Source organism: Streptomyces albipurpureus, from assembly GCF_023701525.1.
GTDB lineage: Bacteria > Actinomycetota > Actinomycetes > Streptomycetales > Streptomycetaceae > Streptomyces > Streptomyces albipurpureus.
Genome location: NZ_JAMQAW010000026.1, coordinates 160,049 through 172,011, shown reverse-complemented (window position 1 = coordinate 172,011; position 11,963 = coordinate 160,049). Strand labels below are relative to the sequence as shown.

Genomic DNA, 11,963 nt, shown 5'->3' with positions numbered 1-11,963 from the left:
AGGACGTCGTTGAGTCCGCCCCAGACCGCGTTGTTGGGCCGGGCTTCCACGGCGCCGGTCACCGAGTTGCGGCGGAAGAGGATGTTGCTGGCGCCGGACAGTTCACGCGCCTTGACGATCTCACCGTCGGGCATGGTGATCCGGGTACCGGCGGTGACGTAGAGGCCGGCTTCCACCACGCACTCATCACCCAGCGCGATGCCCACCCCGGCTTCGGCGCCGACCAGGCAGCGCTCGCCGATGGAGATGATGACGTTGCCGCCTCCGGAGAGGGTTCCCATGGTGGATGCGCCACCGCCGATGTCGGAGCCGTCGCCAACGACGACTCCGGCGGAGATGCGCCCCTCGACCATGGAGGTCCCGAGCGTCCCGGCGTTGAAGTTGACGAAGCCCTCGTGCATCACGGTGGTGCCCTCGGCGAGATGCGCACCGAGCCGCACCCGGTCGGCGTCGGCGACGCGCACGCCCTTGGGGGCTACGTAGTCCGTCATCCGGGGGAACTTGTCGATGCTGGTCACCTGGAGGTGGAGACCTTCGGCACGGGCGTTGAGGCGCACCTTCTCGACATCGTCGACCGCGACCGGCCCGAGCGAGGTCCAGGCGACGTTGGAGAGCAGCCCGAAGACACCGTCGAGGCTCTGGCCGTGCGGCTTGACCAGCCGGTGCGACAGCAGATGCAGTCGCAGATAGGCGTCGTGCGCGTCCAGCGGCTTCTCCTCCAGCGAGGAGATGACCGTGCGGACGGCGACGACCTCGACTCCACGGCGGGCGTCCGGGCCGATCGCCTTGACGGCTCCTTCACCCAGCAGTTCTACGGCCCGCTCGGCGGTGAGTCGCTCGGTCCCCGCGGGGCCGGGCTCGGCGACCAGCTCGGGAGCGGGGAACCAGGTGTCGAGGACGGACCCGTCAGCGGCGACGGTGGCAAGCCCGGCGGCGGTGGCGCCGGTGGTGCGCGAGGTGGTGGTTTCGGTCATGGGGAGAACCTAACGCTCCGCGCGCCCACCGGGCGAACCGGTCTCATGCGCCGATCAGCGGGCCCCTGGGGTGCGCCATCGCTCTGGTGGGCCCATGGGCCGTGGCCACTCATCCGGTGCCCGTTCGTCGACGCTGTGCGCAACCAAACGCCCCGAGCGTTCCGTCCGAGCGATGAGGCAGGGGGACCCGCGCGGGGGCCGGTTTTCCTCGCTGGGGGCGCAGAGGACACGGGAGACTCAGTGGCATACGGCGTCCCCCTTCTCGTCGCGGGTGTGCTCCCTGCGGATCGCCGGATACGGACGGAACAAGCCGCCCCGGCCCTCGCCCGATCCTCCCCTGCGGCCGGTGAGAGCGTTCATCCCAGAGGTATGAGCCGGACCCAGGTGATCCTGCGCCGGGAACGACGAGACGGCCGTCCCCACCGGTCGGTCCAGTGGTACGGCCGTCGTCGCAGCCCCGGAGCGCTATGGCTCCGGAAGTGGATTCAGACGTTGAAGCCCAGGGCGCGCAACTGCTCGCGTCCATCGTCCGTGATCTTGTCCGGTCCCCACGGCGGCATCCACACCCAATTGATCTTGAGCTCATTCACAATGCCGTCGGTCGCCGACCTGGCCTGGTCCTCGATCACATCGGTGAGCGGACAGGCGGCCGAGGTCAGCGTCATGTCGAGGGTCGCCACATTGGAGTCGTCGATGTGGATGCCGTAGATCAGCCCGAGGTTGACCACATCGATACCCAGCTCGGGGTCGACGACGTCATACAGCGCCTCGCGGACTTCTTCCTCGGAGGCCGGCTTCAGCGCGGCTCCAGCGTTCTCGGTCATACCGTCTTCCTCTCAGGGCCGTCGCCCAGCGAACCGGAGCCCTTGTCCAGTGAACCGGAACCGTCGCCCATGACGGCCGGACCATCGCCCAGCGCCTGCGCGGTCGCGTCTTTCCATGCCATCCAGCTCAGCAGCGCGCACTTCACCCGGGCCGGGTACTTGGAGACACCGGCGAACGCCACCGCGTCCTCCAGTACCTCCTCCATCGCATCGTCCGGCTCGATCTTGCCCTTGGACTGCATCAGCTCCAGAAAGGTGGCCTGGATCTTCTGCGCCTCGGCCAGTTCCTTGCCGACGAGCAGCTCATTGAGCACGGACGCGCTGGCCTGGCTGATGGAGCAGCCCTGGCCTTCGTAGGACACGTCCGCGACCCGGGAGCCGTCGTACCTCACCCTCAGGGTGATCTCGTCGCCGCAGGTCGGATTGACATGGTGCACCTCGGCGTCGCCATCTCGCAGACCGCGCCCGTGCGGGTGCTTGTAGTGGTCAAGGATGACGTCCTGGTACATCGAATCAAGCTTCACAGCAACCGCCCTACCCGAAGAAATTACGGACGTGCTCCAGCCCGTCGATCAGCGCGTCGACCTCTCCGGGCGTGGAGTACAGATAGAACGACGCCCGGGTGGTCGCGGGAATTCCGTACCGCAGACACACCGGCCGCGCGCAGTGGTGGCCGACTCGGACGGCGATGCCCTGTTCGTCCAGCACCTGGCCCACATCGTGGGGGTGGATGTCTCCCAGCGTGAAGGAGATCGCCGCACCCCGCTCCTCGGCCGTGTTGGGGCCGATGATCCGCAGATCGGGGACGTCCAGGAGTCGCTTCACCGCGTACTCGGTGATCGCGTGCTCATGGGCGGCGATCTTGTCCATGCCGATCGCGTTCAGGTAGTCCACGGCCGCACCGAGGCCGACGGCCTGGGCGATCGGGGGCGTACCCGCCTCGAACTTGTGGGGCGCGGGCGCATAGGTGGAGGAGTGCATCGACACGGTCTCGATCATCTCGCCACCGCCGAGGAACGGCGGCAGGTCCTCCAGCAGCTCCTGGCGTCCCCACAGCACGCCGATGCCCGTGGGCGCGCACATCTTGTGGCCGGTGAAGGCCACGAAGTCGGCCTGGAGCGCCTGGACGTCCAGCGGCATATGAGGGGCCGCCTGGGAGGCGTCGATCAGGACCAGCGCGCCGACCTGCTGGGCGCGGCGCACGATCGCGTCGACCGGGTTGTGGGTGCCCAGGATGTTGGAGACCAGCACAAAGGAGACGATCTTCGTCTTCTCGGTGATGACCTCTTCGATGTTGGAGAGATCGAGATGACCGTCGTCGGTCAGCCCGAACCACTTCAGCTTCGCGCCCGTGCGCTGCGCGAGCAGCTGCCACGGCACGATGTTGGAGTGGTGCTCCATCTCGGTGATGACGATCTCGGTGTCGCTGTCCACGCGGTAGGGCTCATCGGCCCAGCCGAGCATGTTGGCGACGAGGTTCAGTGACTCCGAGGCGTTCTTGGTGAAGATGACCTCGTCGCGGCTGGGCGCGTTGATGAAGGACGCGACCTTGTCGCGGGCACCCTCGTAGAGGGCCGTGGCCTCTTCGGCGAGCACATGGACACCGCGGTGCACATTGGCGTGGTGCTGCTCGTAGTACTCGGTGATCGTCTCGATCACCTGGCGCGGCTTCTGGGAGCTGGCCGCGCTGTCGAGATAGACGAGCTTCTTGCCGTCGTGGATCACCCGGTCCAGGATCGGGAAATCCTTGCGGATCGTGTCGGTGTCGAGGAGGCCGTCAAGCCCCTGGCGGACAGTGGTCACAGCCTTCCCCTTTCACTTGCTTCGCCGCCCGCGAGGTGCACCTGCCCGAGGCAGGTCATCCGCGGGCCGGTGGCCTCGCGTGCGTCACTCACTGGGTCGCGCCGTCCTTGGTGTAAGCCTCGTAGCCCTCGGCCTCCAGCTTGTCCGCCAGCTCGGGTCCACCGGACTCGGCGATCCGACCGTTGGCGAACACATGCACGTGGTCGGGCTTGATGTAGCGCAGGATGCGGGTGTAGTGGGTGATCAGCAGGGTGCCGACCTCGCCGGACTCCCGGACGCGGTTGACGCCCTCGGAGACAACGCGCAGGGCGTCCACATCGAGGCCGGAGTCGGTCTCGTCGAGGACCGCGATCTTCGGCTTGAGCAGCTCCAGCTGAAGGATCTCGTGGCGCTTCTTCTCACCGCCGGAGAAGCCCTCGTTCACATTGCGCTCCGCGAAGGCGGGGTCCATGTGGAGGCGCTCCATGGTCTCCCGGACCTCCTTCACCCAGGTACGCAGCTTGGGTGCCTCGCCGCGCGTCGCGGTGGCGGAGGTGCGCAGGAAGTTGGAGACCGAGACACCGGGGATCTCGACGGGGTACTGCATGGCGAGGAAGAGGCCGGCGCGGGCCCGCTCGTCCACGCTCATCTCCAGGACGTCTTCGCCGTCCAGGGTGACCTGACCACTGGTGATCTGGTACTTGGGGTGGCCGGCGAGCGAGTAGGCGAGGGTGGACTTGCCGGAGCCGTTGGGGCCCATGATGGCGTGGGTCTCGCCCTGCTTCACGGTCAGGTCGACGCCCTTGAGGATCTCCCGGGAGCCGTTGTCGGCCTCGACGGAGACGTGCAGGTCGCGGATTTCAAGCGTTGCCATGGGTGACTCAGGACTCCTGGGTGATGGAGACGAGCACATCGTCCCCTTGGATCTTTACGGGGTATACGGGGACGGGGCGCGTCGCGGGCAGCCCGGACGGTTTGCCGGTACGAAGGTCAAAGGCGGAACCGTGCAGCCAACACTCGATCTGACAGTCCTCCACCTCGCCCTCGGACAGCGAGACGTTCGCATGGGAGCAGATGTCGTTGATCGCGAAGACTTCGCCCTCGGTGCGAACGACAGAGATCGCGGTGCCGTCGAGTTCCACCCGCTTGGGGGTGTCGTCCTCAAGCTCGCTCAGCCCACAGGCGCGGACGAAACTCATGCGACCGACGCCTCCAACTCCTGCTCAATCTTGGTGATCAGGCGCTCTTCGACATCGGGCAGTCCGATCTGCTGGACCAGCTCGGCGAAGAAGCCACGGACCACCAGACGGCGGGCGTCCTGCTCGGGGATGCCACGGGCCATCAGGTAGAAGAGCTGCTCGTCGTCGAAACGACCGGTGGCGCTGGCGTGGCCGGCGCCGACGATCTCGCCGGTCTCGATCTCCAGGTTGGGCACGGAGTCAACGCGTGCGCCATCGGTGAGGACCAGGTTGCGGTTCATCTCGTAGGTGTCGGTGCCCTCGGCCATGACCCGGATCAGAACATCGCCGATCCACACCGCATGGGCACCCTCGCCCTGGAGCGCGCCCTTGTAGACCGCGTTGGACTTGTTGTGCGGGTTGTTGTGGTCGACGAGGAGGCGGTGCTCCTGATGCTGGCCCCGGTCGGTGAAGTAGAGGCCGAACAGCTCGGCCTCTCCGCCGGTGGCCGCGTAGGAGACGCGCGGGTGCAGTCGGACCAGGTCGCCGCCGAAGGTGACCACGACGGACTTGAAGCTCGCGTCCCGGCCGATCAGCGCGTTGTGCTGGGCCACATGGACGGCCTTGTCGTCCCAGTCCTGTACGGAGACGACGGTGAGCTTGGCGCCGTCACCGAGCAGGTAGTCGACGTTGGAGGCGAGAACGGCATCGCCCGTGTGGTCGATGACCACGACGGCCTCGGCGAAGGCGCCCAGCTCGATGACCTGGTGGCAGAAGGCGGTGCCGCCCTCACCGTGAACGGTGATGCGCACCGGCTCGGTGAGGACGCTCTCCTTGGGCACGGTGACGACCGATGCCTGTTCGAAGGAGGAGTACGCCTGGGCGGCGACCCGGTCCACGGGGATGCCCGCCTTGCCGAGCCGCTCGTCGTCGCGGCCGACGGTCTCGACGATGACGCCGTCGGGTGCGTCGATGACGACCTTGACTCCGTTGCCGCTCGCGACGGCGGTGCCGTCGTGGAGGCCGGCGAGCCGGTTCAGCGGAGTGAAGCGCCACTCCTCCTCGCGGCCGTGCGGAACCGGGAAGTCCGCCACGTCAAAGGACGGGGGCGCACTCATACGGGTGGCGACGGTCGACTCGGCGGCCACCGCGATCGCGCCGGCGGTGGTGGACCCCGCCGGAATGTTCTGAGCCTCAGCCATGGCTGTCGTCGTGCTCTCTCTCTGCCTTCGGGTCAAGAATTCAGTCGCATACGGGGCGGGCACAGGTGCGCCCGCCCCTCGCGTGAGCGGTCGGAATCAGCCGACCGATCCCTCCATCTGGAGTTCGATCAGCCGGTTGAGCTCCAGCGCGTACTCCATCGGCAGTTCCTTGGCGATCGGCTCGACGAAGCCGCGCACGATCATCGCCATCGCCTCGAACTCGGTCATGCCGCGGCTCATCAGGTAGAAGAGCTGGTCCTCGGAGACCTTGGAGACGGTCGCCTCATGGCCCATGGAGACATCGTCCTCGCGGACGTCGACATAGGGGTAGGTGTCCGAGCGGGAGATCGTGTCGACCAGCAGTGCGTCACAGAGCACATTGGACTTGGATCCGGCCGCGCCCTCGCCGATCTCGATCAGACCGCGGTAGGAGGTGCGTCCACCGCCTCGCGCCACCGACTTGGAGACGATGTTGGAGGAGGTGTTCGGAGCCATGTGGACCATCTTGGCGCCGGCGTCCTGGTGCTGTCCCTCGCCCGCGAAGGCGATGGACAGGGTCTCGCCCTTGGCGTGCTCGCCCATCAGGTAGACGGCCGGGTACTTCATGGTCACCTTGGAGCCGATGTTGCCGTCGACCCACTCCATGGTGGCGCCCTCGTAGGCGACAGCACGCTTGGTGACCAGGTTGTAGACGTTGTTCGACCAGTTCTGGATCGTCGTGTAGCGGCAGCGGCCGCCCTTCTTGACGATGATCTCGACGACCGCGCTGTGCAGCGAGTCGGACGAGTAGATCGGCGCGGTACAACCCTCGACGTAGTGGACGTAGGCGTCCTCGTCGACGATGATCAACGTCCGCTCGAACTGACCCATGTTCTCCGTGTTGATACGGAAGTAGGCCTGGAGCGGGATGTCGACGTGGACACCCTTCGGCACGTAGATGAAGGAGCCGCCGGACCACACCGAGGTGTTCAGCGAGGCGAACTTGTTGTCGCCGACCGGGATGACCGTGCCGAAGTACTCCTGGAAGAGCTCCGGGTGCTCCTTCAGCGCCGTGTCGGTGTCGAGGAAGATGACGCCCTGCTCCTCCAGGTCCTCACGGATCTGGTGGTAGACGACCTCGGACTCGTACTGGGCGGCGACACCGGCGACCAGGCGCTGCTTCTCCGCCTCCGGGATGCCCAGCCGGTCGTAGGTGTTCTTGATGTCCTCGGGGAGGTCTTCCCACGACGCGGCTTGCTTCTCCGTGGACCGCACGAAGTACTTGATGTTGTTGAAGTCGATGCCCGACAGATCCGAGCCCCAGCTGGGCATCGGCTTCTTGTCGAACAGGCGCAGACCCTTCAGCCGCAGCTTCAGCATCCACTCCGGCTCGTCCTTCTTCCCCGAGATGTCGCGGACGACATCCTCGGAGAGGCCGCGCTTGGCCGCGGCACCTGCCGCGTCGGAGTCGGCCCAGCCGAACTCGTACGTACCCAGCCCCTCCAGTTCGGGGTGGGCAGTCTCCGTGGGGAGAGTCATGCGGGGTTCCTCCCGGCCGTGCTTCGAGATGCTGATGGTGTGGTGGTGGTCTCTGAGGTCCCGTGCTGGTCCCCGGGGGACCCAGTGCGCGGGATGAACGTCGTACAGACACCGTCGCCGTGGGCGATGGTGGCCAGACGCTGTACATGGGTGCCGAGCAGACGGGAGAAGAACTCCGTCTCCGCCTCACAGAGCTGTGGGTAGCGCTCGGCCACATGGGCGACGGGGCAGTGGTGCTGACAGAGCTGTTCGCCCTGCTGGGCACCCGGCGCGCTGCGCGCCATCGCAGCGTACCCGTCGGCGGTGAGGGCTTTCGCCAGCGCATCGGTGCGCTCTTCGGGGGCGGCCGCTTCGACCGCCTCCCGATAGGGAGCGGCTTGGGATTCGATCCGATCGCGCGCGAAGGCCGCGACCGCTGCCTCCCCTGCTACGCCGCCGCCCGCGGCCTTCTCGATCCAGCGCAGGGCGTCCACGGCCAGCGAGTCGTACGACTGGTCGAAGGCGTCCCGGCCACAGGCGGTGAGGGCGAACACCTTGGCGGGCCGACCGCGGGTGCGGGCGCCGTAGATCCGCTGCTCACGTGGTTCGACGACATTCTCGGCCACGAGAGTGTCGAGGTGGCGACGGACGGCCGCATGGGTCAGTCCCAGGCGGGCCGCAAGGTCGGCGACGGTGGACGGGCCATGGTCCAGGACGGACCGCGCGACCCGTTGGCGCGTCGGATGATCCGAGCGCATCCCGGTCGCGAGTTCCTCCTGAGGAGCCTCGCCAACGTTTTTCACAACACCATTGTTGCGTAATTCCGCTGGCAGTGACAACCGCCATCCAGCCGCGCCAACGGTGCGTTTCATCACTTAGGGTTACCTAAGAAGGGGGTCACCCCGGTCGCGCCACGCACTCTCTGAACTGGCATTTTACCGGAAATCAGCCAGTCAGATCGAGACGCTCGGTGACCTTGATCGAAGTCGCCATATTGGGCAGAACTCTCGGCCCGAATGGCCGACAAACCCCAGGCCGGGCTATTCGTCGACGACCGCGCCCGAAAATAGTCGGTCATGGGCGTGGCGGATTATCCGCCTTCGGCCACCGCAGGGAAGCCCCAGGAGCCGGTTGGAGGACTCGGCTGCCGCGGAGGCCGCGTCGAGCGTCAACCGACGAAGCCGCCAGGGAGTCTTCCGAGGCGGAAGAAGAATACGGGCGGACGAAAGGCCACGGAAGCCAGGCCCCCCTCCTTCCGGCCGGTAGTCACCGCGGTCGGTGGGGGCCCCGCTCCGGACCCCGCCGCGGCCCGCCTAGACTTCCGCCCATGCAAAGCGAGCCCGTCGTCCAGATCCGGGGCCTGGTCAAGCGGTACGGATCGAAGACGGCCGTGAACGGCCTCGACCTTGATGTCTCCCACGGCCTGGTGACCGCCGTCCTCGGTCCCAACGGCGCCGGCAAGACCACCGCCATCGAGGTCTGCGAGGGCTACCGCCGCGCCGATGCCGGCAGCGTACGAGTCCTGGGTCTGGACCCCGTCGCCGACGCCGGCCAGCTGCGTACCCGTATCGGGGTGATGCTCCAGTCGGGCGGCGTCTACTCCGGCGCCCGGGCCGACGAGATGCTGCGCCACATGGCGAGACTGCACGCGCATCCACTGGATGTGGACGCCCTGATCGAGCGCCTCGGGCTGGGAGGCTGCGGCCGGACCAGCTACCGGCGTCTCTCAGGCGGCCAGCAGCAGCGGCTCGCCCTCGCCATGGCCGTCGTCGGCCGCCCGGAACTGGTCTTCCTCGACGAACCCACCGCGGGACTCGACCCGCAGGCCCGCCGCGCCACCTGGGAACTGGTGCGCGAGCTGCGCGGCGACGGCGTCTCCACCGTCCTCACCACCCACTTCATGGATGAGGCCGAGGAACTGGCGGACGACGTCGCGATCATCGACGCGGGCCAGGTGATCGCCCAGGGCAGCCCCGAGCAGCTCTGCCGAGGCGGCGCGGAGAACACCCTGCGCTTCAGCGGACGGCCAGGTCTCGATGTCGGCTCCCTGCTGAAGGCCCTTCCGGACGGCACCGAGGCAGCCGAGCTGACCCCGGGGGCGTACCGGATATCCGGCGAGGTGGGGCCGCAGCTGCTGGCCACGGTCACCTCGTGGTGCGCACAGCACGGGGTCATGCCGGACCGCATCTCGGTGGAGCGGCACACGCTTGAGGATGTGTTCCTGGAGCTGACGGGCAAGGAGCTACGGGCATGATCCGCAACCCGACCGCGAGCGGTCGACGGCCGTCCACCACCCCTGAGGGGCTACGCCCATGAGCGCCGGAACCTACTCCCCGCGGCCGGGCGCCGCTCCGCTGGGCCGCATGATCGCGGCACAGACGGCGCTGGAGACCAAGATGCTGCTGCGCAACGGTGAGCAGCTGCTGCTCACCGTCGTCATCCCCTCCCTGCTTCTGGTGCTGTTCTCGACCGTGGACATCATCGACACGGGCAGCGGCAAGGCCGTCGACTTCCTGACCCCGGGCGTGCTGGCACTGGCGGTGATGTCGACCGCCTTCACCGGCCAGGCCATCGCCACCGGTTTCGAACGCCGCTACGGGGTACTGAAACGGCTGGCGGTCTCGCCGCTCCCCCGCTGGGCCCTGATGTGCGCCAAGACGCTCTCGGTCCTGGTCACCGAACTACTCCAGATCGCCCTGCTCACGGTGATCGCCCTGGCGCTCGGCTGGTCGCCGCAGGGCAATCCCGTCTCCGTCTTTCTGCTGCTCGCGCTGGGCACCGCCGCCTTCAGCGGGCTCGGTCTGTTGATGGCCGGAACCCTCAGGGCCGAGGCCACCCTGGCCGCGGCCAATCTGGTGTTCCTGCTGCTCCTGGTGGGTGGCGGGGTGATCGTGCCACTGGACCGCTTCCCCCCGGGAGTGGAGTCGGTCCTTGCCCTGCTGCCGATCTCGGCCCTCTCGGACGGGCTGCGTGAGGTGCTCCAGCAGGGTGCCGCTCTGCCCTGGGCCAACCTTGGGTTGCTGACCGTCTGGGCGGTCGTGGGACTGGGCGCGGCGGCGCGTTTCTTCCGCTGGGAGTAGGGCCCGCCCGCTCCATCTGAGGTCGCCCGTAGGGCCGCCGGGGGCTTTAGGGCCACGCGGGGCTACGGGGGCCGTTGTGAAGGCTGGGCACCGTCGGGGAGGTGTGAACAGCCCGGGACGTTTTCACGATGGTGAGGTAAAGCTCCGGACCCGGTTGATGTTCGCGCTCTTCCGCTCATACTGACCCAAGCGCCAGTATGTGCCTGCCAAGATCAGCGCGAGCTGTGCGTGGGAGGCCTGGATGGAGCGGACCGCGGCACTACGACTGGACGCGGAGTGGTCAAGGGTCAGATCGGGCCGGGCCGGTGTCCCGTCCGCGGCACGCGAGCGGATGCTGGGTGAGCTGATCGCGGCCCTCACCCCGTACGCGGACAAGGACCTCTCCCTGTCCGCGAGACTGGGGCTTCGCTACGCCGATCTGGCGCGGCACCACTTCGACGCGGGCAGGCGCGCGGACGCGCTGACCGCCGTGCGGGAAGCGCTGCGCCGCTCGGCCGCGCCGGCCGACCGCGATCCGGAGCACGCCCGCTGGTACGCCCAGGCGTTGATCAGCCAGTCGCTCTATCTCGCCGAACCGCTCAGTGACGAACTGGGACTGCCGCGCTATGCCTTCCGACGGGGTGGGGACCGGCCGCCGGCCGGCGATCGCGCCGACGGCTTCGCCGCGCTCGCCTCGACCCGGCGCGCCATCGAGGTGTGGGAGCGGCTCGATGCCGCCGATCCACGGAATCGGCAGGGGCTCGCCCAGGCCCATGCCTTCCTCGGTGACCGGCTGGAGGAACTGGGTGATCCGGTGGAGGCGACCGCCTGGGCGGTGCGCTCGGAGCGGGAGTTCCAGGCGCTGCTGCCGGCGGCCGAGGCCCGTACGACGCTGCGTGCCGCCGCTCTTGAACAGTTGGGTGACCAGTTGGAACGCAGACTGCGCCGCTGCCCCTTCCACGGCGGTCTGACCCGGCTGCGCGCCGAGGACCTGCTACCCGAACGACTCCTTCCGCTCGCCGTGGTGGCCGCCCGTATCGAGGGGGTCCGTCCGGAGACGATCGCGACCGGGCTGCGGTTGGAGCCGACGGAGGTACGGCGGATTCTGCGCGCCTGCTCCTGGCGAGCGGTGTGGCGCTTCGACACCAGGGAGGACGAGCGGGGGCCTTGGACCCCGATGGCGTATCCCTGGCGCAGCGTGGGCGCGGTGACCGACCTCAGCGCGGCGGCGGTGGCCGCTGATCTGATGGACGCCTTCGTCAATGGCCCCGCTCGGCCACCGGGGTCGGCGCAGTGGCGGATCGCCGTCTGGTGGGAGGAGGAGGGCCATCTCGACGGCTCCCGCTTCTGCCGTACCCACCCGGCCGGCACCGCCTACGACGGGGGCGACGCTCCGCGGTGAGGAACCCGCGATCGATGCTGTTCCACGCGGCACATCGACCGATTC

12 protein-coding genes are annotated in these 11,963 nt (G+C 68.0%); 3 read left to right on the top strand and 9 right to left on the bottom strand.

What is annotated here, in order from left to right; genetic code table 11:
* From dapD to NBG84_RS21695, 9 genes are all read right to left on the bottom strand, one after another.
* Positions 1-974 (bottom strand): 2,3,4,5-tetrahydropyridine-2,6-dicarboxylate N-succinyltransferase (gene dapD, locus NBG84_RS21735; protein ID WP_250921220.1); only part of this gene is annotated, 974 nt, incomplete at its 3' end.
* Between the two features lie 485 nt (positions 975-1,459).
* Positions 1,460-1,798 (bottom strand): metal-sulfur cluster assembly factor, encoded by a 339-nt coding sequence (locus tag NBG84_RS21730; protein WP_250921219.1) that lies wholly within the window; start codon positions 1,796-1,798, stop codon positions 1,460-1,462.
* A complete protein-coding gene (sufU, locus tag NBG84_RS21725; RefSeq protein WP_250921218.1) occupies positions 1,795-2,322 on the bottom strand; it encodes a Fe-S cluster assembly sulfur transfer protein SufU in 528 nt (175 codons plus the stop codon). The genes NBG84_RS21730 and sufU overlap by 4 nt, the downstream gene beginning before the upstream one ends.
* A 10-nt stretch (positions 2,323-2,332) precedes the next feature.
* Positions 2,333-3,601, bottom strand: coding sequence for a cysteine desulfurase (locus tag NBG84_RS21720; RefSeq protein WP_250921217.1), 1,269 nt, complete (start codon positions 3,599-3,601; stop codon positions 2,333-2,335).
* Between the two features lie 88 nt (positions 3,602-3,689).
* The gene (gene sufC / locus NBG84_RS21715) at positions 3,690-4,454 is read right to left on the bottom strand and encodes a Fe-S cluster assembly ATPase SufC (protein ID WP_250921216.1); all 765 of its coding nucleotides are present in this window, start codon (positions 4,452-4,454) and stop codon (positions 3,690-3,692) included.
* 7 nt (positions 4,455-4,461) lie between these two features.
* Positions 4,462-4,779: a non-heme iron oxygenase ferredoxin subunit gene (locus NBG84_RS21710; protein WP_250921215.1), complete on the bottom strand. Its 318-nt coding sequence runs from the start codon at positions 4,777-4,779 to the stop codon at positions 4,462-4,464.
* On the bottom strand, positions 4,776-5,960 hold the full coding sequence (sufD, locus tag NBG84_RS21705; protein ID WP_250921214.1) for a Fe-S cluster assembly protein SufD: 1,185 nt from the start codon (positions 5,958-5,960) through the stop codon (positions 4,776-4,778). Before sufD ends, NBG84_RS21710 begins: the two co-directional genes overlap by 4 nt.
* 96 nt (positions 5,961-6,056) lie before the next feature.
* Positions 6,057-7,478: a Fe-S cluster assembly protein SufB gene (sufB, locus tag NBG84_RS21700; RefSeq protein WP_250921213.1), complete on the bottom strand. Its 1,422-nt coding sequence runs from the start codon at positions 7,476-7,478 to the stop codon at positions 6,057-6,059.
* A complete protein-coding gene (locus tag NBG84_RS21695; RefSeq protein WP_250921212.1) occupies positions 7,475-8,260 on the bottom strand; it encodes a helix-turn-helix transcriptional regulator in 786 nt (261 codons plus the stop codon). The genes sufB and NBG84_RS21695 overlap by 4 nt, the downstream gene beginning before the upstream one ends.
* A 524-nt stretch (positions 8,261-8,784) precedes the next feature.
* On the opposite strand from NBG84_RS21695, the gene NBG84_RS21690 reads away from it, so the two are divergent.
* The 3 genes from NBG84_RS21690 to NBG84_RS21680 all read left to right on the top strand — a co-directional run bounded on the left by NBG84_RS21690 (position 8,785) and on the right by NBG84_RS21680 (position 11,918).
* The gene (locus tag NBG84_RS21690; protein WP_250921211.1) at positions 8,785-9,711 is read left to right on the top strand and encodes an ABC transporter ATP-binding protein; all 927 of its coding nucleotides are present in this window, start codon (positions 8,785-8,787) and stop codon (positions 9,709-9,711) included.
* Positions 9,712-9,769: 58 nt separating this feature from the next.
* Positions 9,770-10,537, top strand: coding sequence for an ABC transporter permease (locus NBG84_RS21685; protein WP_250921210.1), 768 nt, complete (start codon positions 9,770-9,772; stop codon positions 10,535-10,537).
* Positions 10,538-10,778: 241 nt separating this feature from the next.
* The gene (locus tag NBG84_RS21680; RefSeq protein WP_250921209.1) at positions 10,779-11,918 is read left to right on the top strand and encodes a hypothetical protein; all 1,140 of its coding nucleotides are present in this window, start codon (positions 10,779-10,781) and stop codon (positions 11,916-11,918) included.
* The last annotated feature ends 45 nt before the right edge of the window (positions 11,919-11,963 follow it).